This window comes from Halovivax gelatinilyticus, from assembly GCF_024300625.1.
Lineage (GTDB): Archaea > Halobacteriota > Halobacteria > Halobacteriales > Natrialbaceae > Halovivax > Halovivax gelatinilyticus.
Map to the genome: position 1 here is coordinate 2,729,074 of NZ_CP101322.1, position 21,261 is coordinate 2,750,334.

The 21,261-nt window shown below is 63.3% G+C and carries 18 protein-coding genes and 1 pseudogene; 6 read left to right on the forward strand and 13 right to left on the reverse strand.

The window, feature by feature from the left end; all coding sequences use genetic code 11:
- Positions 1–9 precede the first annotated feature (9 nt).
- Together NKH31_RS13000 and NKH31_RS13005 are read right to left on the reverse strand one after the other, a co-directional pair.
- On the reverse strand, positions 10–1,365 hold the full coding sequence (locus NKH31_RS13000) for an MFS transporter (RefSeq protein ID WP_254862222.1): 1,356 nt from the start codon (positions 1,363–1,365) through the stop codon (positions 10–12).
- A 130-nt stretch (positions 1,366–1,495) separates the two neighbouring features.
- The gene (locus NKH31_RS13005; RefSeq protein ID WP_254862223.1) at positions 1,496–1,657 is read right to left on the reverse strand and encodes a hypothetical protein; all 162 of its coding nucleotides are present in this window, start codon (positions 1,655–1,657) and stop codon (positions 1,496–1,498) included.
- 77 nt (positions 1,658–1,734) lie between these two features.
- Here NKH31_RS13005 and NKH31_RS13010 point away from each other — a divergent pair, with 77 nt between their 5' ends.
- Complete coding sequence (locus NKH31_RS13010) at positions 1,735–1,881, forward strand: hypothetical protein (RefSeq protein WP_254862224.1); 147 nt, start codon at positions 1,735–1,737, stop codon at positions 1,879–1,881.
- 24 nt (positions 1,882–1,905) lie between these two features.
- On the opposite strand, the gene NKH31_RS13015 is transcribed toward NKH31_RS13010, so the two are convergent.
- A complete protein-coding gene (locus tag NKH31_RS13015) occupies positions 1,906–2,154 on the reverse strand; it encodes a hypothetical protein (RefSeq protein WP_254862225.1) in 249 nt (82 codons plus the stop codon).
- A 136-nt stretch (positions 2,155–2,290) separates the two neighbouring features.
- Positions 2,291–3,019, reverse strand: a complete 729-nt coding sequence (locus tag NKH31_RS13020; RefSeq protein ID WP_254862226.1) for an SDR family NAD(P)-dependent oxidoreductase — start codon at positions 3,017–3,019, stop codon at positions 2,291–2,293.
- 127 nt (positions 3,020–3,146) lie between these two features.
- Here NKH31_RS13020 and NKH31_RS13025 point away from each other — a divergent pair, with 127 nt between their 5' ends.
- Entirely contained in the window at positions 3,147–5,978 is a 2,832-nt protein-coding gene (locus tag NKH31_RS13025) for a cation-translocating P-type ATPase (protein ID WP_254864813.1), read from the forward strand.
- 26 nt (positions 5,979–6,004) lie between these two features.
- On the opposite strand, the gene NKH31_RS13030 is transcribed toward NKH31_RS13025, so the two are convergent.
- Positions 6,005–7,987 (reverse strand): S9 family peptidase, encoded by a 1,983-nt coding sequence (locus tag NKH31_RS13030; protein WP_254862227.1) that lies wholly within the window; start codon positions 7,985–7,987, stop codon positions 6,005–6,007.
- 161 nt (positions 7,988–8,148) lie between these two features.
- Here NKH31_RS13030 and NKH31_RS13035 point away from each other — a divergent pair, with 161 nt between their 5' ends.
- The gene (locus NKH31_RS13035) at positions 8,149–8,343 is read left to right on the forward strand and encodes a cold-shock protein (protein ID WP_254862228.1); all 195 of its coding nucleotides are present in this window, start codon (positions 8,149–8,151) and stop codon (positions 8,341–8,343) included.
- 184 nt (positions 8,344–8,527) lie between these two features.
- Here the strand turns inward: NKH31_RS13035 and NKH31_RS13040 are convergent, their stop codons facing one another.
- From NKH31_RS13040 to NKH31_RS13050, 3 genes are all read right to left on the reverse strand, one after another.
- Entirely contained in the window at positions 8,528–8,710 is a 183-nt protein-coding gene (locus NKH31_RS13040) for a DUF5786 family protein (RefSeq protein WP_254862229.1), read from the reverse strand.
- Between the two features lie 206 nt (positions 8,711–8,916).
- On the reverse strand, positions 8,917–10,830 hold the full coding sequence (locus tag NKH31_RS13045) for a beta-CASP ribonuclease aCPSF1 (RefSeq protein ID WP_254862230.1): 1,914 nt from the start codon (positions 10,828–10,830) through the stop codon (positions 8,917–8,919).
- 1,077 nt (positions 10,831–11,907) lie between these two features.
- Entirely contained in the window at positions 11,908–12,051 is a 144-nt protein-coding gene (locus NKH31_RS13050; RefSeq protein ID WP_254862231.1) for a hypothetical protein, read from the reverse strand.
- A 168-nt stretch (positions 12,052–12,219) separates the two neighbouring features.
- Between NKH31_RS13050 and NKH31_RS13055 the strand changes: the two are divergent.
- Positions 12,220–13,386: pseudogene (locus NKH31_RS13055) on the forward strand (3-hydroxyacyl-CoA dehydrogenase); the annotation flags it as partial.
- Between the two features lie 60 nt (positions 13,387–13,446).
- Here the strand turns inward: NKH31_RS13055 and NKH31_RS13060 are convergent.
- From NKH31_RS13060 to NKH31_RS13075, 4 genes are all read right to left on the reverse strand, one after another.
- Positions 13,447–14,733, reverse strand: coding sequence for a YncE family protein (locus tag NKH31_RS13060; RefSeq protein WP_254862232.1), 1,287 nt, complete (start codon positions 14,731–14,733; stop codon positions 13,447–13,449).
- Between the two features lie 52 nt (positions 14,734–14,785).
- Positions 14,786–15,529, reverse strand: a complete 744-nt coding sequence (locus tag NKH31_RS13065; protein WP_254862233.1) for a histidine kinase — start codon at positions 15,527–15,529, stop codon at positions 14,786–14,788.
- Between the two features lie 13 nt (positions 15,530–15,542).
- Positions 15,543–15,905 carry a DUF7344 domain-containing protein gene (locus tag NKH31_RS13070; RefSeq protein ID WP_254862234.1) on the reverse strand — a complete coding sequence of 121 codons (363 nt, stop codon included), beginning with the start codon at positions 15,903–15,905 and terminating at the stop codon, positions 15,543–15,545.
- Positions 15,906–16,284: 379 nt separating this feature from the next.
- A complete protein-coding gene (locus NKH31_RS13075; protein ID WP_254862235.1) occupies positions 16,285–16,749 on the reverse strand; it encodes a hypothetical protein in 465 nt (154 codons plus the stop codon).
- A 159-nt stretch (positions 16,750–16,908) separates the two neighbouring features.
- Between NKH31_RS13075 and NKH31_RS13080 the strand changes: the two genes are divergently transcribed.
- Positions 16,909–19,260, forward strand: coding sequence for a PAS domain-containing sensor histidine kinase (locus tag NKH31_RS13080; protein WP_254862236.1), 2,352 nt, complete (start codon positions 16,909–16,911; stop codon positions 19,258–19,260).
- A gap of 111 nt (positions 19,261–19,371) precedes the next feature.
- Here the strand turns inward: NKH31_RS13080 and NKH31_RS13085 are convergent, their stop codons facing one another.
- Positions 19,372–20,217, reverse strand: coding sequence for a ZIP family metal transporter (locus tag NKH31_RS13085; RefSeq protein ID WP_254862237.1), 846 nt, complete (start codon positions 20,215–20,217; stop codon positions 19,372–19,374).
- 139 nt (positions 20,218–20,356) lie between these two features.
- Here NKH31_RS13085 and NKH31_RS13090 point away from each other — a divergent pair, with 139 nt between their 5' ends.
- Positions 20,357–21,208 (forward strand): universal stress protein, encoded by an 852-nt coding sequence (locus NKH31_RS13090; protein WP_254862238.1) that lies wholly within the window; start codon positions 20,357–20,359, stop codon positions 21,206–21,208.
- Positions 21,209–21,261 lie beyond the last annotated feature (53 nt).

Below are 21,261 nucleotides of genomic sequence, written 5' to 3' on the forward strand. Positions count from 1 at the left end.
CCCCGCTCGTTACCACGTCGTAAGCGCCCGGGGTCCGTGGAACCAGAGAAGCACGGCGAGGAACGTGAGGGCCCCGGTCAGCGCGAACGCGCCGCCGAGGAAGAACACAGACGACATTCCCACCTCTACCATGAGCCAGCCACCGAGCAACGGAGCGATGACGCTTCCCGGCCGCCAGACGAGTTCCCGGATACCGAAACTCGACGCGACGCCACCCTCTTCAGTTCCCTCGTCGGCGAACAGGGCCATGCTCGCCGGCTCCCGAAAGCTGTCGGCGACGCCGAGGAGCCCGGAGATGACGACCAGCGGCACGAACGCCGGAGAGACGTCGCGGACGATGGTCAGCTGGTGTGGGATCGTCTCGACTGGAACGAGCGCAGGAAGGCTGATGCCGGCGAGTATCGCCGGGACGGTGATGATGAGATCGCTCGGCATACCGAGTGCCGATCCGATCGCCGGCGAGAAGGGAACCGTCAGCGCGATGAGGCCGTAGGCGAGGCCGCCCGCGAAGACGAAAGCCGCGCGGCCGTAGCCGTCGGAGAGCCGCCCGGTGAACGGCTGACAGCACATGTTGGTGAACTTCTCGGCCGTCACGGTGAGCGCGACGGCGAATCCACCGTAGGCCAGGCCACCCTCCGCGGCGGCGACGCCGGCGAAGATGGGGATCCACGTTCTCACGAGCGTGACCGAAAACGCGTACTGGATACGAAAGGTTGAGAGCGTCACGATCCGGCGATTGAGCGCGAGATCGGTGAACGGAAAGCCCTCGATGCGCGTCTCGTCCGGATCGAGGTAGACGAACGTCCCGATCCAGGCGACGAACATGATGACGACGATGATGGCGAAGATGGGGCCGAAACCGAAGGCGTCGTAGAGGCTCCCGGCGCTGACACTTCCGATGATCGACGCGCCGAAGCTCGCGGCGTTGGCCTTGCCGATGTGATTCGCCCGGGTGCCCGCGTGGGCGATCTGGCCGACGAGCGAGAGTGTCATCAGGCCCGCGCCGGTGACCGCGATGCCCTGAAGGGCTCGAATCGCGATGAACGAGCCGCTCGAATCGACTATCGGAAACAGCGCGTAGGCGCCGATCCCGATCGCAAGGACGACGAGGAGGACGGTCCGCTTATCGAACCGGTCGCCGCCCCAGGCGAGCGGGACGATCGCCGCCGTCTGCGCGAGCGTAAACCCTGTCGTGTACATCCCGATGACGAGCCCGGCGCTGATCGTCACGCCGAGGATCGTCGTCCCCGACGGATCGAGATCGTTGATGTAGTACGGCAACAGCGTGATCAGCGTGATGAACCCGAACCCTTCGGCGAACCGGGTGAGATACAGCGCTCGAAACTGCGCCCTGTTTTCGCTCACACCTGTCGGTTCGAGTCGGCGGGGGTATACATTTCGAATCGAAACTGCTTCGTCCGATTCGATACTGGTCAACCCGACCCGGGTCCGTCTGACGCGCGTCTGCCAAACATTTATTCACTATTACCACCGATTACTTTCTGGCCGAATCGTCCCAGGCCCGCATTCCCATTCCCTTGCCCGACCTGGGCGTCGGCTCCGGTGAGTGACTTGCGTCGATCCCCTGTCGGCAGCGACACACCCGCTCGCCGGTCTCCGCACGATTTGACCACCGGTGGGCCAGTTCGGTGCCCATTCGAACCCACCGGTTTTCCCGATAGAGCAGGCGACCGACGGCGCGTCGCTATCCGTCTCCGACCCCTAGGGACGCCGATGGAGCCTGGAAAACACGAACGGCGACCGTTCTTCGCCTGTGAATCGTGTGCCGTCGTCGTCGCGCGCACGGAACCGCCGCGCTCGTGTCGGCTGTGCGAGAGCGATCTCTTTACCGAAGTGATGCCGCGAGAGGTGGCCCAGTAACGCCGACGATTCGATCTCGAGAACTTACTCGACCTGCGTTGTGCGCGCTCGGCCGAAACGGTGGGTAAAACAGTCGAGGACCTCCCAGAGGTGTTCTTCGGTCCGGATTTCCCAGCCGTGGCTGGTCAGGACGGTACTCGATTCGTCCTGGACGGTGAACGTCCAGACGGTCCGTGACTCGAGTTCGTATTCCACCGCGGCAGAGAGCCTGAGTCCGTCGTCCCGACGAAGTTCGATCCACCGATCGTCGGCCGTCTCCAGGCGCCAGGTCATACGCGGTGCTTCAGACCGATCGCTCATAGTACTCGCGATTAGCCCTCGGATCTGTAGCGGGTGAGGACACCGCCCTCTTCTCGAACGGGATCGACGAGGACGGAGCCTACACGCCGTAAGGATGTGTTACGTCGGATCAGAACGCCGTCCACCCACCATCGACCGGAATGTTCGCGCCGGTGATGTACGACGCCCCGTCGGAGGCGAGAAAGACGGCGAGTGGGGCGATTTCATCGGGCTCGGCTGCACGCTCCATCGGTGTGCGCTGGACGACGTACCTGTAGAAACTGTCGTCTTCGAGCACGTCGTCCGTCATCGGCGTGTGAACGAATCCCGGACAAATTCCGTTGACGCGGACGCCTTCGGCGGCGTAGTCGACGGCCACCTGTTGGGTGAAGTTGATCGTGCCTCCTTTGGCCGCCGAGTAGGCGGTCGCCCCTTTGCCGCCGCGCAACCCGTAGATGGATTCGATATTGATGACGCTGCCCTGCGTCTCGCGGAGGTGGGCCATCGCAGCCTTCGTCCCTCGCATCACGCCGCCCAGATTGACGTCGACGACGGTCTCCCACTCGTCTACGTCCATCTCCTCGATGCCGGTCGTACTCCCGATTCCGGCGTTGTTCACCATCACGTCGAGCCCGCCGTAGTCCTCGGCCACGCCGTCGACGAGCGTCCGAACGCGGTCCCAGTCGCGAACGTCGACGGATCTGAACTCGGCACCGATCTCGTCTGCGACCGACGTGCCGTCCGCCTCGTCCCGACTCGCGATCACGACCTCGGCGCCGGCGTCGACGTACGCTCGCGCGATGGCCTTGCCGATCCCTTTCGTTCCGCCAGTAACGATCGCTCGTTTTCCATCGAGCATAGCGTCGATACGCCGGTCGGAGCCATAATGCTGGGGCGTACACGTTGTAAAATGTGACCGTTTCCCCCTTCCATTACGGTAACCCTTGTCGTAGGGACCCGCCGTGCCCGGGACCGAAGCGCAGACGATGGCGGTATCCGACGAGATCGACCGGCCACACGCCGAGCCGATCGAGTCGCTCTACGAGCGGCTGGAAACGGGTCCGGAGGGCCTGGACCGCGCCGAGGCGAAACGACGGTTCGACCGGTACGGACCGAACGAGATCGAAACGGGCGAGGGCGTCTCCGTCTGGCAGATTCTCGCCGAGCAATACACCTCGGCGCTCATCTGGGTACTGATCGTCGCTGCGGCCGTGATGGGCGCTGTCGGTCACACGCTCGACGCGGCCGTCATCGCTGGCATCGTCGTGTTCATCACCCTGTTCGGATTCGTCCAGGATTACCGGGCCGAACAGAGCATCGCCGCGCTGGCCGAACTCTCGACGACGCGAGCGATCGTCCGACGCGACGGAGAAACCGTCGAAATCGACGCCAGGCGGGTCGTCCCGGGCGACGTCGTCTCCGTGGAGTCTGGCGACATCGTCCCAGCGGACGCGCGTCTCGTCTCCGAATCGAATCTCAGCGTCGACGAATCGGCCCTGACCGGCGAGAGCGTCGGCGTCTCGAAGGAACCCGGAACGGTCGATCCGGAGACGTCGATCGCCGAGCGAACGAACGCGATTTACAAGGACACGGTGGTCGAGCGCGGTTCCGGGACGGCCCTGGTAGTCGGGACGGGCGGGGCGACTGAGATCGGCGAGATCGCCGCGGCGCTCGAAACGGCCGAGGAACGCGATACGCCGTTCCAGGCCGAGATGGACCGGCTAGGAAAGGTGATCGCCGTCGGCGTCGTCGCCATCGTCGCGGTCATCGCCGTCACCGAACTCCTCATCGGCGACACGGCGCCGCTTGCGGTCTTCTTGACGGCCGTCGGGATCGCCGTTTCCGCCGTCCCGGAGGGCCTCCCTGCGGTCGTCACCCTGTCGCTGGCGCTCGGGGCACGACGGATGGCCGAGCAGAACGCGCTCGTTCGTCGACTCCCGATCGTCGAAGCGCTCGGGTCCGTCGACGTCATCTGTACCGACAAGACTGGGACGCTCACCGAAGAGGAGATGACCGTCACGCGGCTGTTCGCCGACGACGAGACGTTCGACGTGACCGGGTCGGGATTCGATCCCCGCGGCGAGTTTCGTCGGGATGGTGAGACCGTCTCGCCGGATCGGTTCGCGACACTGTTTCGCTGTGGAATGTTGTGTAACAACGTCGACATCGGCCGACGCGAAACCGACGACGAGTCAGCCGTTGAGAACGACCCCAACGTGGCCGACGGCGGCGTTGCACCGACGGGCGAGCGCGCCGTCCCGTCGGAGGGGGATGCGGGACCGGAGTCGCAGGTTTACCTCGGCGATCCGACCGAGATCTCGCTGTTCGTCGCGGCGGAGAAAGCCGGACTGGACCGCCGCGAATTGACGGAGCGATATCCCCGGATCGGCGAGGTGGACTTCACCTCCGATCGAAAGCGGATGACGACGCTACACCGGACCCCCGAGGGCGACCGTGTCGCCTACATGAAGGGCGCTCCGGAAACCGTCTTGGAGCGGTGTGACCGCGAACTGGTCGACGGTGAGGTCGTTTCTCTCACCGACGAGCGCCGGGCCGAGATCGAAGCCACGAACGAGGCGTTCGCCGAGGACGCCCTGCGCGTGATGGCGTTCGCGTCCAAATCGAACGCGCCGGCGGAGGCGGCCGAGGCGATCGAAGACGAGATGATCTTTCTCGGCCTGCAGGGAATGCTCGACCCGCCCAGAGACGAGGTGCCGGCCGCGATCGACGCCTGCCAGCGCGCTGGTATCGATGTCGTGATGGTGACCGGCGACAACGCGGTGACGGCGCGCGCCATCGGCGAGGCGGTCGGTATCGATTCGCCCTCGGTGGTCACGGGCCCGGAACTGGAGGAGGCGAGCGACGCGGAACTTGTCGACCTGCTCGCGGAGGTGGACATCTTCGCGCGCACCTCGCCGGCGCACAAGACGCGGATCTTACAGACGCTACAAGGTCAGGGCCACACGGTCGCGATGACGGGTGACGGCGTCAACGACGCGCCTGCGGTCAAGAACGCGGACGTCGGCATCGCGATGGGTATCCGCGGAACGGACGTCACCGAGCAGGCGTCGGACATCGTCTTGCTGGACGATAACTTCGCGACGATCCGCGACGCGGTCCACGGCGGCCGGCGCATCTTCGACAACGTCAGAAAGTTCGTCAACTATCTGCTGTCTGGCAACGGCGGCGAGGTGACGATGATCTTCACCGGATCGATGGCCGGGCTCGGACTCGTCATCACGCCGATCCAGATTCTCTGGATCAACGTCGTCACCGACGGCATCCCGGCGCTGTCGATGGGCGTCGACCCGGCGGCGCCGGACATCATGGATCGCGAGCCTCGAAAGCGTTCGGAGGGCGTGATCACGACGCGTATCGTCACCTCCGTCGTCGGAATTGCCCTCTTCATGACGATCTGTCTCCTGCCGCTCTTTACGTTTAACTTCACCGGGCAGGTGATTCCTGGCTACGACCTGGTGGGGACGGTGACCGACTGGGAACCGGGGTACGAGCCGAGCCGCGACCTCGCACAGACGATGGTCTTCACCGGCTTCGTCGTCATGGAAATCGTTCGTATCCAGGCGATTCGCTTTCGGTACGGACTCGGTATTTTCTCGAATCGCTGGCTCGTCCTTGCGGTCTTCGTCGCCGTGGGGCTGCAGTTACTCGTACTGTACACACCGGCCGGTCAGCTCCTGTTCGACGTCGAACCGCTCGCACTCGTCCACTGGGTTCAGATCGGGATAGCGGCGGGGGTCTTCGCCGTGTTGATGGCAATTTTCGTGAAAGTTCAAGACCGTTACTTCGATCGGTACTGAGACGATCCGATCCCGATTCGAACCGATTACCCGACGTGCTCGTCCAGGAAGTCGACGATGCGCTCGAACTGCTCGATCCGGTTCTCGCGCGAGGTGGTGTGGTGGCCCTCGTCCTCGAAGATACACGTCTCGACGGGGATACCGCGTTCCGCGACGGCGTCGGCGATCTGGCGCGCCTCGTCGACCGGCACTCGCGGGTCGTTCTCGCCGTGCTGGACGAACAGCGGACACTGGATTCGATCGACCCGGTGGATGGGACTGATCGACTCGAGGAATTCGCGGTCGTCTTTGAGCGAACCGTACTCGGCCTCGCGATGCGATCGGCGGTACGCTCCGGTGTTTTCGAGGAACGTGACCCAGTTTGCGATGCCGACGAAATCGACGGCGGCCGCCCAGTGTTCAGGATACTCGGTAATTGCCGCTAGAACCATGAACCCGCCGTAGGACCGGCCGTAGCAGACCAGCCTGTCCTCGTCGACCATCGGGTGATCGGCGAGCCAGTCGACCGCCGCATCGATGTCGCGGACGGAGTCCATCCGCTTTTCGACGTCGTCGAGAGCGGCGTAGGTCTTGCCGTAGCCGGTCGAGCCGCGGACGTTCGGCTCGAACAGCGCGTAGCCCGCATCGAGGAAGTACTGCCTGATCGGGCGGTTGCGCCAGGAGGGGCGTCGCTGGGCGGCCGGTCCGCCGTGGATGTCGACGATCACGGGCGTCTCGCCCGGTTTGGCGTCTTCGGGGAGGGTGAAGAACGCGGGAATCTCCCCAGCGCGAGCGGAAGCCTCGCGAGCAGACTTGCCTACCCCGTCGACGTCGAACGTCTCGTAGCGGATCAATTCCGGTTCGTGATACTGGTCGAGCGTCACGCCGCCAGTAGAGGGGACCGTCCAGCGCGTCGTTTCTGGGGCGGCTTCACCGACGTCGGTGGCGTCGGCGACGTAGATCGAGTAGTTCAGGTTCGTCGCGGAGACGGTCATCGCAACCCGTTCACCGTTGGGACCGATCGATAGCTCCGAGACGACCCCGGTCGGGTGTTCGAGGGGGACGGCCGCGACGTCAGTTGCGCTGGCGAGGCGGCCGACGGCGGCCACGGAGTAGCCCTCGACGTTACGGGTGTAGGCGAGCCGGCCCGATTCGGCGTCGAGAACGAAGTCATCGATCGGCCAGGCGGGATGATCGTGGGTACTACCGCGTGCGTGTTCGGCGTCGTCCGTGTGGACGGCTTCGACCGACTCGGGGAGCGTTTCGGCGACGTCGAGGACGCCGTCTTCTGCGTCGACGACCGTTTCGACGTCGAGCGAGTCGACGTCGATGCGGACGAGTTCGCGACCGTCGGCGTTCGCGTCGGAGAGGCAGTAGACGCCGCCGTCGGGTCCGAACGCGGCGTGCGTGTACAGAACGTGGCCGTCGTGTGGCGTGACGTGGCGACGCTCGCCGGATTCGATATCGACGACGAACAGGTCGGTGTCCGAACTCGCGTGGGCGGTGCTGACGAGGAGACGGTCGCCGTCCGGGCTCCAGTCGTCGATCGCGTAGAATCCGCCCTCGCCCTCGGAAACGACCGCCGGGTCGTCCGGTTTCCCCGATTGTGGATCTGCGACGACGTCGGCGACGTCCATCACGTGAACGTCGAACGTGCTCCGGTCGCGCCGGTTGGCGGTGAACGCGATCCGGTCGCCGTCGGGGCTCCAGCCGCCCCAGAGGTGGATCGCGTCGGGGTCGTCGGTCAGTTGGGCGATCGCGTTGGTCTCCGGATCGAGACAGAACAACTGGTCGTGTTCGTCCGCACCGGCGTCCTTTCCGAAGGCGAGGACGCCGTCGGGCGACCAGTCGGCGAACGAGACGCGGTTGTCGTATGCCGTCCGCTGGACTGGCCACCGTCGGGGCGCTTCTACCGTCCACACTTGCATCGTTCCCGTCGTGTCGGCGAGAAACGCCAGCCGGCCGTCTGGTGCAATCGATGGCGCTCGCGTGGCGTGCGCCGCGAGGTACTCGCGAAGCGGTCGGGTCATGTAGGGGTGCGCGGACGCTGACGGTTTGAAGCTGTGGGTTTCAGCTCCGGCCGGCGCGCGTTCTCGGCGGCGGAATTTGGATGGACAAACGGTTACTCGAACCCCGTGGTACCGTGACTCTCGCAAGTCTTATACGCAAATGACCTGTACGTTTGGTTGCAATGGCAAACGGTAAAGTTGATTTCTTCAACGACACAGGCGGCTACGGTTTCATTTCGACGGACGACGAGGACGATGACGTGTTCTTCCACATGGAAGACGTTGGCGGCCCCGACCTAGAGGAAGGAACTGAGATCGAATTCGATATCGAACAGGCCCCCAAAGGCCCCCGCGCGACGAACGTCGTCCGCAACTAAATTCTCTCTTTCACGGTCGCCTGACGGCGATTCTGAACGAGTATTTTCAGCAGATGTGGAGCGGGTGCACTACCCGGTTACCGCTGTATACCAGTCACAGCGTAGCGGATACCCTGGACGGTCGTGAATCGATCGGCAATCGAACAGTCTCCAGTGACGTATACTCTTCAGAACGAAGCAGCTCTCACTCTTTGTTATCCTTAATCTCCTGGAGCTGCCCGAGGAGATCGTCGGTCGACGCACCAGTTTCCACCGACATCTCTCCATCGTGATCGTTTTCGTGGACGTCCACCGTTGTCCCAGTCTCGTCTTCGTCTCCCACGTCCGGTTGCTGTTGCTCCGACTCGTCGTAGCTTCCAAAACCCATAACACAACACTCACCGGTCTGGCTTTTATTTGCATCGGTTCTCTCGTGAGTATGACTCGCTCTCGACACGAACCGACTCGTCGATTCGATGGTCGATTCTTCGAACTCATCGGGTCGCTGGACGCGTGCGGTGGCGACTGGTCCGCTCGGTGTGTGTTCGACTCTGTTAGTTCGGCAACCGGTACCCGGTCGCGCGAACCGTCACGTTACAAGAGCCGGAACGTTTCGAGGTTCTTCGGCTGGTGGGTCCGGACGTCGAACTTCTGATACAGCGCCGAGGAGAGGTGATTCGTCGCCTGCTCGTCGCCGTGGACACAGAGGATCCGCTCCGGTCGCGGGTTCATCTCCTTGACGAAGGCTTCGAGCCCCGCCCGGTCGGCGTGGCCGGAAAATCCGCTCACCGACTCGATGCGCATCGACAGGGTCACGCGCGACGTCCGACCGTTGCTCCCGGTGAGTTCCATCTCCCGCCGTCCGCTCTGGATTCGTCTTCCGAGGGTCCCTTCGGCCTGGTAGCCGACGAACAGGAGCGTGTTGTCCGGATTCGGCCCGAGCAATTCCAGCCACGACATGATCGGTCCGCCGGTCACCATCCCCGACGTCGAGAGGATCACCGAGGGGTCGTCGCTCGCGATCTCTTCTCGCATCTCGTCTCCGCCGTCGACCTGCTGGAACTGATCTGCGACGAACGGATTGTCGTCTTCGTGGAGGATCCGATCGCGGAGCCCGTCGCGCAGGTACTCGGGATAGGCCGTGTGTATCGCCGTCGCCTCGCGGATCATGCCGTCCAGGTAGACCGGCATCGTGGGGATCTCGCCCTCGGCCATCGCCTCTTCTAACACGAGCATCAACTCCTGTGACCGACCCACCGCGAATGCGGGGATCACGACCGTTCCGCCCTGGTCGTAGGTCTCCCGAATTATCTGGTGGACGTTCGCCTCGCTTTCTGCCGTCTCCGTCTGGTAGTCGTTTTTCCGACCGTACGTCGACTCCATGATCATCGACTCGGCGCGCGGGAAGTCGTTGACTGCGCCGTTGAACAGGCGCGTGGGTTCGTAGTGGATGTCGCCCGAGAAAACGACGTTGTGATCGCCGGATCCCACGTGGAAGTGAGCGATCGCGCTTCCCAGAATGTGACCGGCGTTGTGGAGCGTGAGTTTGATGTCCGGGGCGATGTCCGTGACGTTCCCGTACTGGACCGGGATCGTGTGCTTGATCGCCTCTCGCACCTGTTCTGACTCGTACGGCGGCTTCCGACCCTCTTTCGCGGCGACGTCCAGATAGTCGAGGGTGAGCAGCCCCATCAGGTCGCGCGTCGGTTCCGTCGTGTAGATCGGCCCGTCGTAGCCGTACTTGAAAATGAGCGGGAGCAACGCGCTGTGATCCAGGTGGGCGTGGGTCAGGACGACTGCGTCGAGGTCTGTTAGCGGCATCGCCTCCTCGGCGTGTAAGTAGGGCACTTCGCCTTCCGCGCCGGGCTTGTCGCCACAATCGATGAGGATGCGCGTGTTCGGCGTGTGCAAGACGAAGCTGGCTCGTCCGACCTCGCGACAGCAGCCGAGCGTCGTCACTCGAACCCAGTCGACGTCGTTCTGGGGCTGGCCGTGAATCGACTCCCCGACGCGTCGAAGAAAGTCGCGTCGTTCCCCGCGCTCTTGCTTGAGGTAGTTTCTGACGTTCGAGACCGTCGTCGACTCCATCGGCGGCGTTCGGACGACGTCGGCCTGCCAGCCGACTTCCTGGGTAATTTCGCGTAACGTCTCACCGCGTCGGCCGATTACGAGGCCCGGCTTCTCCGCCTCGATGATGGCTTCGCCGACCGAAGGGTGAAAGTCGACGTTTTTGATCTCGGCTTCGTCGGGGACGGTATCGTGAATAATCGCCTCGGCTTCGGAGCGACTCGATTGCGTGCCCTCTGCCGGACGGATCGTCAGTCGTTTGCGTAGCGTGCGCGCCAACCGACCGAGGATGTCGCCGTCCTCGGCGAACTCCCGGGGCGTCGTCGAATAGATGACGAGATTTGGTCCCTCGTACTGAACGTCGGTCACGTCCAGTTGATCGGAGACCTCGTTGCGGACGCGAGTGAGTAGATCGTCGTGTGTCGTGTCGTCGGTGCTCATATATGTGATCGTTAACCTGCACGAATTCGGAAAGTCAACTCGATCGGATGGGGTTCGTCGTCTGTGATCTCCCCGTCGAATCGACGTATCGGAACCGGTCTCGTACCCGTCGGGGTAAAATCACCGATCGAACGTCGAATCAACGCCACCGAGAGCGACTACGCCGTTGGCGCTACTTTCCCGGGAGGGATCAAAAGCCTTCCCACACAGGCGAAGGCGTGGGCGCGCTGAATAGCCGCAACTGCTACGGTTTCGTGGTAAATGTCGGCCTTGAAAGACTATCGTAGTAGATGTCGGCCTTGAAAGACTATCGTAGTAGATGTCGGCCTTGTAACACTTTCGTGGTGCATACCGACCCTGCTTCGGTGTCGTCGTACCGCGACTGCTGTATACACCGCCTACCCGATCGGACCGGCTCACCGACCGACGGCTCACATGTCGCCGTCAGCAGGCGCCACAACCCGCTGTCGTGTGATCGACGTCGCGGTGGTGCTCATCGTGCAATCGGTACGAACGAAAGTCATCCACGACGGGTGGCGTTTCTCGGCGCTCATCGAGATTCCCGCTCTACCTCCCACCGGATCTCTGTGCCGATCAGTCGTCCCGTTCGACCGCCTCGTCCGGTTCGCTGAGGACACGCAGTGCTGGATCGTCACACGCGCAGAGAGACGGGCCACCGACCGGTTCGATTCGCCCGGACGGCCAGACCCGCGCCGGACCGATCGTTTCGCAGGTATCGCACCGGACGGCCAGACCCGCGCCGGACCGATCGTTTCGCAGGTATCGCACCGGACGGCTACGCGATCTTTTTTCTCCGTTTCGTCCGCGCAGCTATTGTCCATGTGAGTGTACTCACCGTCACCGTCGAATCAGGTCTTCTTGCTGCCTGCAGGGATCATCGGTTCGGTGGCGAGCGCCCGACCGCCGTCGATCGATTTCACGACCGACCACCTACGTGGTGTGTGTATGTGATATCTCGGACGAACGGACGCGGGTAGTCGATCGAGCGATAGCCTCATCGATCACGAGGCACGGGTACGGAGGAACCGATCGGTAACCGCCCGCGGTCGGGTGACCTTAGTCGGTGTAGGAGTCGATGATATCGTCCAGCGTTTTCTCGTCGTCCGATGGTGAGACGTCGGATTCGGGTGTCGCCGGTTCGCCCTCGTCGTCCGGCTCTTCGGTTTCCGCTTTCCCGATGGCACGAACACGGTGTTGCATGGATGTCGGTACGCCGCTATTCGATATAATACCTGTTATACGTATCTGGGATAGGGCCCACGTACCTGTACACGACTATCTACGTTCATCCGGCGAGCTCGTCGAACGCGAGGTGGCCAACCTCCCGACTCCGCTGCGCTAAAGGTCGCCCCGGCCCTCGTTCGAGCCATGGTGGCCGACACGATCGAACGCGTCGCGGTCCTCGGTGCGGGACGTATGGGTCACGGCATCGCCGAGGTGGCGGCGATCGCCGGCGACGAGGTCGTTCTTCGGGACGTCGATCCCGACAAGCTAGCGGAGGGCTACGAGACCGTCGAGTGGAGTCTGGGCAAACTGGCCGAGAGCGGCGCACTCGAGGAGTCGCCCGCGGCCGTTCTGGACCGAATCGAGCCGACGACCGACCTCGCCGACGCGGCCGACGCGGATCTGGTAATCGAAGCGATCCCCGAACGGCTCGCGCTGAAACGGGAGACGTTCGAACGGCTCGAAGACGTGACGGACGAGGGGACCCTGCTCGCCTCGAACACGTCGAGCCTGCCGATCACGGCTATCGCGTCCGCGACGGATCGACCCGAACGGGTTCTCGGGTTGCACTTTTTCAACCCGCCGGTCAGGATGGACGCGGTTGAGGTGATCGCCGGCGATGCCACGACGAACGAGGTTGTAGATCGGGCTCAGGCGTGGGTCGAGTCCATCGACAAGCGTCCGATCCGCGTGGAAACGGACGTTCGCGGCTTCGTCGTCAATTCGGTTCTCGGCCCGTACATCGACGAACCCGCCTGGATGGTCTCGGCGGGCGAGGCGACGATCCGTGAGGCGGATGCCGCGATGGTTCACCGGCGCGGGTATCCGATGGGTCCGTTCGAACTCGCCGACCTCACCGGCATCGACGTGGGATATCGAATCAGGCGAGAGTGGGGGATCGACGTCCCGCCGATCATGGAACGGGCGGTCGAGGCGGGAGACTTCGGTCGAACGTCGGGTCGTGGCTACTACGACTACGAAACCGGTTCCGGGCCGGATTACGAAACCGGGGCGGGCGCGGACTTCGATACGCTTCGGGTCGAAGCGAGGATGGTAAACCGCGCCGCGTCGCTCGTCGGCGGCGAGGTCGCCACGGTCGAGGACGTCGACGCGGGCGTTCGACTCGGATTGAATTTCCCCGAGGGAATCTGCCGGCGAGCTGATAACATCGGGCTGGATGTCGTTCTCTCGAAGCTACGAGATGTCCACGAGGAGACGGGTGCTGACCGGTACGACCCGCACCCGCACCTCGAATTACTCGTCGAACGGGGCCACGTCGGTGTCAACGCCAGTCGCGGGTTCTACGAGTATTGACGCGACCGGATACGCCGACGGAAGACGCCCGGCGGTGACGAGGGCCCGCTGTCGTTCTCAACAGTCTGTCCCGCACGCACACTCGACCCGACAGAACGTCGTCTCGTACTCCAGGGATCGCCCGTTCGATGATCGCACGCCCTCGATCACACGGTCGGCCGGTCTGAGGCGGGCGGCGGTCGCGCCGTAGGGTGCGTCGCCGACCTCGATCGTCGTCACGACCGTTCGGGTGCCGGCGTCGATCACGGCGACGGTATCTGTGGTCTGTACCGGAACGTACAGCTTCTCGCGGGCCGGGTCCCAGGTTCCGGTGAACGCTGATCCTCCGAGGTCGAGTCGGTCCACGACCGTACGTGCCGCCAGATCGACCACGCTCACGTCGTCCGTTCCGGGCGTAAAGACGTAGCCGACATCTGCGTCCGGTCCGATCTCGCTGGTGAGGGGACTATCGCCGAGGCCGTCGTCGGGCCCGAGGCGTGCGACTTCGACGGGCGCCGCCGGGTCGGTAACGTCCCAGATACTCTCGCTACCGGACTCGCCGCCGTCGTTTTCGACGAGCAGGTGCTCGCCGTCCCAGGCGGCGGTCGCCATGTACGGCGCCGGCGGCTCTCCGTCATCGGTCGGTTCGACGTCGATCTGCGCGTCGATCTCGAACGACTCGACGTCGACGACGGTGAGCGTATCGCCGTACAGGTCGGGAACGTACGCGTACCGTCCGTTCGGGTGGACAGTGACGTCGCAGGGGCCGGGTCCGTCGTGCTCGTCGCGACCGCCCTCGGGACGTCGATCGATCTCGCCGGTGACCTCGCCGAACCGCTCGGCCGTCGGATCGGCGTCGATTCGATACTGGCGGTGGATCGGCTCGCGAGCGCTGACGACGAGGTACGTTCCATCGGGGGTTAGCTCCTGCCAGTTCGCGCCGGAACCGGTCTCGAGGCCGGTCGCCGGTTCCAACGACCCGATCGAGACTGCGCGGACCCCATCGTCGACGTTACACCAGAGGAGATCGTCCGCGGTTTCGACGAGTCGCGGCGAGAACTGATTCGAGGGGAACGATGCGGTCAGTCCGATCGGGACGGTCGCGATTGCCTCGTCCGTCTCGACGTCGATCACGGTGACGCTCCCGTCGCCGGTGTTGAAGACGACGACCGTCGGTCTCTCGACGACGTCGGTCGATCCGTCTCCGACGGGTCGATCGATCCCGCGGAGGGGTATGCGGCTCGATGCGGCGCCCGCGAGCCCCAAGCACCCGCCGGCTACGAGAAATCGTCTGCGAGTGAGCGGTCGCTCGAACCCGGGGGCTCGTTCAGGATCGATCGATCGGGCTGCGGTTCGTTCGTCCACGGGAAACTAGTACGCTGACCGGCGTCTTATTCCCGACCCACGCTCCGGTGGGTCAGTAGGTCGATTCGAGGTAGTTGATGAGCGATCTCACCCGATCGGGTTCGTCCGTCCAGAAGCCGTAATACGACCCCTCGGCGCGTTCTTCGGCGAGTAGCCCGGACGCGTTAAGATCGCTGCGGCCGCCGCCGTAGAGGACGAACCAGAACCGACCGATCTCCTCACCCGCCTCGGCGACGATGTCGATCGAATCTTCTAGTCTCTCACCGACGGCTGCCTGCATCGGGTACCAGTCGTCGTCGATGAAGATACGAATCGTGAGTTCCCGCTCTCTGGCGATTCTGTCGTAGACCGAAACCTGTGCGTCGAAGGCCGCCGCGTTCTGAAATCCGACGTACAGGGTGCCCGTTCCGACCCGCCACGCTCGTTCTTCGATCTCTCGGGTTACGGCCAGCATTTGACGCCGTTCGAAGGAGGTGAAGATCGTGTTTTCGAGAAAGTCGAGGGCCGGTGCCGTCGATCGATCGTCGGCGTCGATGCGCCACGGCGGATGGGTTTCGGGTGAAATGATCGTCGACAGGTGATCGAGACCGACCGCCCCGCGGAACTGCCCATCACCATCTTTGACGACCAGAAAGCCCGGCTCGTCGGCTGCCGGAAACGGTTGGTGTTCGACGCGGACGGCACGAGTCGAAAACTGTCGTGTTAGCTCGGTGACGACCGACTCGCGGTCTGTGTAGACACTGAGCGTGCGTTCGCGAGCTTCGACCGCGTCGAACGCGTCACGCAGTGAGTCCATATAAGATGTTTCGTCAGTGTTCGATTCCAAGCATGGTGTTGACCGCCGGGTGAACGTCGGCCTTCCTGATCGTGAGCGTCTCGACGTCGAAGTCGATGTAATCGATGTCGTCGAGTTTCGGGAGCACAACGTGGTAGAGCTGAATCTGAACACGTTCTCGCGTCGAGGGGGTCGCGATCGATGCTGACTCCATGGCCCAGAACCCGGTGACGAAGTCCGTGATCTCGGCCAACGTCGACCGGGGTTCGTGTGCGAGGTAGTACAGCGCGTACCGGCCGTAGCGGTTCGAGAGGATGTCGAAGACTTCGTCGTACGACGACGATTGCACTCGCGAGTGGCTTGATCCGAGACTGTCTTCGAACTCCTCCCAGTCCATCGTCGGAAGCTACCACGGTGAGATACAAAAAAGCGTCACCTGGTCCGCTCTAGCTCGTCGAACGGACGGCTTCTACCGATTTCCCGGTCTCCGTTTGCTCGGTCGACCCGGACGTGGTCCCCGCCCCGACACCCGCTGTCGTGAACTCGATGACAATTATCTCTCTCCGAACGGACGTGGCTACGTCGACTAGGATCACGATCCGTCCGTCGCGAGCCGCGGTCCCAGATTCGAGGATAGCCGTCGTTGCCCACTCACGTACGGCGTACGCGGGTGAGATTCCGACTTCGCCAGTCGTCGGGTGACAGCGACTAGACTCGAGCGACGTGGTGGGGCCGCCCTGAGCCCCGTACGCTCGAATGAGTTCTCAGTTCACGGCTCACTCGTCGGACCAGAGGACCCGATGTGCAGATCCGTCCTCGTCCGGTTCGTACTCGTACCGAACGGTCACGTCGCCCTCCGGTGCCTCGAAAGCCAGAACGTTTCCGCTCTCTTCGGATTCGTCGTAGCGATCGTCGCGATGGTACTCCGTTCGTCGCATCGGACTGTACGTCTGATCGTCGGAAATCAGGGTGAACTCGTTCGCCGGCGGGCGTTCGCCGCTTACGTCGATTTCGACGAAGACGAACTCTCCCGAGTGCGTTCCCGATTGGCCAAGAAATCCATCGTACTCGTACTCTGTCGCGTGCTCGTACCCTGAAAGCGTAATCGTCGGGCCGCCGGGTTTGTCGTACGACTCGCCGAACTCGAGTTCGGTAACGGAGTCGTCCCCACCGGAGCTAGCATTGGTACACCCGGCCAGCGCAGTCATCCCGACGACAGCGAGGTATCGACGTCGATTCACGGCGGATGGTATACAGTACCAGTAAATAAGTTTGGTGTATCGAGGCACGAATTGAAGCAATCGCCGATTCTGGGCCGATCGAACCACTCGGTGGGTCCGCGACCGGTTCTCATCGCGACCGACCGGCAACTTATTTCGATCGAACCCGTCGTAGCCCCAATGACCGAGGAGGACGGATTCTCGAACTCGCCCGTTCCTGAAGGCGAGACCGAGACCGCGACTCACCACGCGAGTCTAGTGAATGCCGTCGACGACGGCATCTACCGACTCGACGACGAGGGTCGGTTCGTCGCCGTCAACGACGCCATCGTCGAAACGGCGGGCTGGACCCGCGAAGAACTTCTCGGCGAGCACGTCTCGATCGCGATCGAGGACGACGATGCGCGCCGCCTCGAGCGAGAGATTCGGGCACGATTGGAATCGGGTGAAGATCCGAATACGACGTTCTCGCTGGCCATCGAAACCGCCTGGGGGACGTCCCTTCCCAGTGAACTCAGATTCAGCCTGCTCGTCGACGACGGTTCGTTCGAGGGCACGGTCGGTGTGGTTCGAACCGTCGAAGACCAGGATCGATCGGAGCACCTTCCGTCGATCTGGGAGACCTACGACTCGATCTCGTCGGTAATCGACGAGGCGGACGTCGGCGTCTTCGTTCTGGACGACTCGTTCGACGTGGTCTGGATCGACGAGACGACCGAGGAGTACTTCGGCATCGATTCGAACGACGTGATCGGTCGCGACAAGCGAACGGTGATCGAAGGGACCATTCGCGACCGCATGGCGGACCCCGAAACGTTCGAAGAGACCGTTCTCGCGACCTACGACGACAACACGTACGTCGAGCAGTTCGAGTGTCTGATGACGGCCGGCGCGGATCGGCGAGAGCGGTGGCTCGAACACCGATCGAAACCGATCGAATCGGGACGGTACGCGGGTGGGCGCGTCGAACTCTACTACGACATCACGGATCGAAAGGAGTCCGAACGGGCGCGTCTGGAGAGTGAACGGCGGTTACGACGCGAGTACGAACTGACCGAACAAATTCTCGATACCAGTCCGGTCGGGATCGCCGTGGTACACCGCGACGGCTCGATCGTCCGGGCGAACGAGCACATCGGCGCTCTCCTCGATCCGGCCGTACCCGAGGACGGAGAGCCTACCGAGACGCTGCCGGCTATGTACGATCTGGACGGTGAGATACTTCCGCCCGATCGTCGGCCGATCGCGAGAGCGTTAGAAACCGGCGAGCCGATATCGGGTCAGGAGATATTCGTCGAAGACGGCGACGGCGAGCAACGCTGGCTCTCGATAAACGTCACCCCGATCGGCGACGAACGTCCGCCCGAGCGAGTCGTGGCGGCGGTGACGGAGATCACCGACGTGAAAGAACTCGCCGAGCGCAGGCGGCGAGCACTCGAAGAACGTGAAAAGGAGCTGATGGGCCTGCAACTCGCGACCAATCTGCTCGAAACGGTCGATCAACCGGTCGAATCGCTTCTCTCCGAGTTCGTCTCGATACTTCCGCAGTTCTTTCACAATCCCGATCGAACCGTCGCGCGAGTCTCGGTCGGCGATCACACGGCGACCACGCGCGACGATGCACGGTACCCCGCCGCGGATCGAACGGACGATTCCGATCCTCGGATACTCGCGACGAGTCGAACCGTCGACGACGCGCCTATTCGGATCGAGATTTCGCTCGTCGGTGAAACTTCGGCCGCCGAGACGGCCGAAGACGCCTTCATGGACGAAGAGCGCGAGCTGATCGAGATGCTCGCGACGCTCCTGAAGCTTCACTTCGATCGGCGCGGCTACATCGATGACCTTCAGGAATCGAACGAACGGCTAGAGCAGTTCGCCTACGCCGCCAGTCACGACTTGCAGGAACCGCTCCGAATGGTCTCTAGCTACCTTTCGTTACTCGAGCGACGGTATGCGGACGAGCTCGACGACGACGCACAAGAGTTCATCGAGTACGCCGTCGACGGCGCCGACCGCATGCGCGACATGATCGAAGGGCTGCTGGCGTATTCCCGCGTCGAGACCCGAGGCGAACCCATGGCGCCGATCGACCTCGGGTGCGTTCTAAACGACGTCCTCGACGATCTCCAGTTACAGGTAGAAGAGACCGAAGCGTCGGTCGAGGTCGATCCGATGCCCCGCGTCGAGGGGGATCCAGCACAGCTCAGACAGGTGTTCCAGAACGTACTCGAGAACGCGATCGAGTATCACGGTGATGACTCGCCACGTATCGACGTAACTGCAACGCGGCTGGACGATCGCTGGCGCATTTCGATTCACGACGAGGGGATCGGCATCCGGCCGGACGACCACGATCGCGTCTTTCGCGTCTTCCAGCGATTGCACTCACACGAAGAACACGCCGGGACGGGTATCGGTCTCGCGCTCACTCGCCGCATCGTCGAGCGTCACGGCGGCGAAATCTGGGTCGACTCGGAACCCGGAGAGGGATCGACGTTTCACCTGACTCTCCCGCCAGTCCAGGAGTAGCTCCTTCGCGTTCGCGCATCCGCATTCGAAGTCGATCCGACAGAACGGTGTGAACTTCGATCACGTACTGGCGAAACCGAGAGCGATGTCGGCGTTCACGAACCCGACATCTCACTCGAGTGAAACGTCGAGGACGACCATGATAGCGATGCCCGCCATCGTTCCCAGCGTGGCAATCCGTTCGTGCCCACGTGCGTGGGTTTCCGGAACGATTTCGTCGCTAATGACGAACAACATCGCCCCCGCGGCGAACCCCATCGCGTAGGGAAGCAACGGTGTGGCTACTTGAACGGCTGCGGCACCGAAGACGGCCATTGGAATCTCTACGAGCCCGGCTCTGATCCCCACGATCGCCGCGTAGAAGAGCGATCCGAGTCCCGCGTTCCGCGCGGCGACCGAGACGGCAAATCCCTCCGGGACGTTCTGTATTCCGATCGCGATCATCAGCGGAATCGCAATCGAGAGGTCCTCAGCACCGAAGGCGACGCCGACGGCTAGCCCCTCCGGCACGTTGTGGAGCGTGATGGCGACGACGAAGAGGATCACCGCGGAGACGTTCCGAGACGACGTCTCGGCCGTCCGCCCGGTGGCTCGATTCGACCGATCGTCGTCTACGACTTCGTTCTCGATGCGTCGGCGTCCCGTAATGACGAGGTGGACGTGTGGAATCCACCGATCGGCGCGATCGAGCGCGAGGACGCCGATTGCGAACCCGACGAAGACGGGACCGACGCCGCCGATCTCGATCCCGGGTACGATGAGGCTCGTAAAACTCGCCGCGAGCATGATCCCGGCTGCGAATCCGAGCGCTCCATCTAGGGCTCGCTCCGACGGATCACGCCACAGCACGATGAGCAGTGCTCCGAGGAGGTTGAACGTCGCGATGACGATTCCGCCGACCAGCCCGTGGACGACGGGATCCGTGCCGACGAGTTCGACGAATCGTGTCTCGATCATTCACTCGACGCGACGCCCTATCCACCACGGGCCGTCCCATAAATCGATGCGGGCAAACTGGCCGTGTTGACTCCTCGGTATGTGCGGTTTTCTCGTGCGGGTCGTGTTTCTTGTCGATCGCCGCCGTAGGTACCGGTCCATGTACGAAACGATCCTCATCCCGGTGGAAGCCGGTGGTCGCGACGAGTCCGCCATCTCGCTCGGCCTCGACCTCGCTAGCGCGTTCGGGGCCACGGTTCACGCCCTCACGGTCGTCCCGGCGGGGACCGAACCCGCCGGGCTCGATCCCGAAGCCGCCGCCGAACTAGGGTCGGTCTCGACCGAAGCCGGCGAGGAGGCGACCGCAACCGTCGACGAACGCGCAGACGAACGGGGGCTGGAATCGACGGCTGCCGTCCGAGACGGCGTCGTCTACCGAACCGTGCTCGAGTACGCCGCCGATCACGACGTCGATCTGATCGTGATGGGAGCGCGGGGTCAGACCGAGCGGGACAAGGCTAGACTCGGTCGTACGACCGAGCGAGTCATCTCGCTCGCCGAGGCACCCGTCCTGGCCGTTCCACCGGGCGGACCGACGACGCTCGATCGTGTCGTCCTCGCGACCGACGGCAGCGACGCCGCAGAGCGCGCTGGGGAACACGGTCTCGAACTCGCCGCGGCGACAGACGCGAGGGTTTCGGTCCTGTACGTTGTCGACTCGGACACCTACGACTTGAACGACGCTCCGCGTAGCATCGTCGGCCTATTGACCGAGGGCGGTGAGAACGCCGTCGAGGCGCTCGCCGCGGCGGCCCGCGATCGCGGACTGGCCGTCGACACCAGCGTTCGTCGCGGTCGTCCCGACGAATCGATCACCGCGTTCGCCGACGATCGAGACGCGCTGGTCGTGGTCGGAACCAGCGGTCGCGGCGGGGCGACCGATCCGATTCTCGGGGCCACCGCTGAGCGGGTACTTCGTCGGACTACCCGTCCGATCCTCACTGTAAACTAGGGGTTTGTGACCGGGAATTCGATCCCGTCTGCCGGGCGGCAGTGGCGACCGAG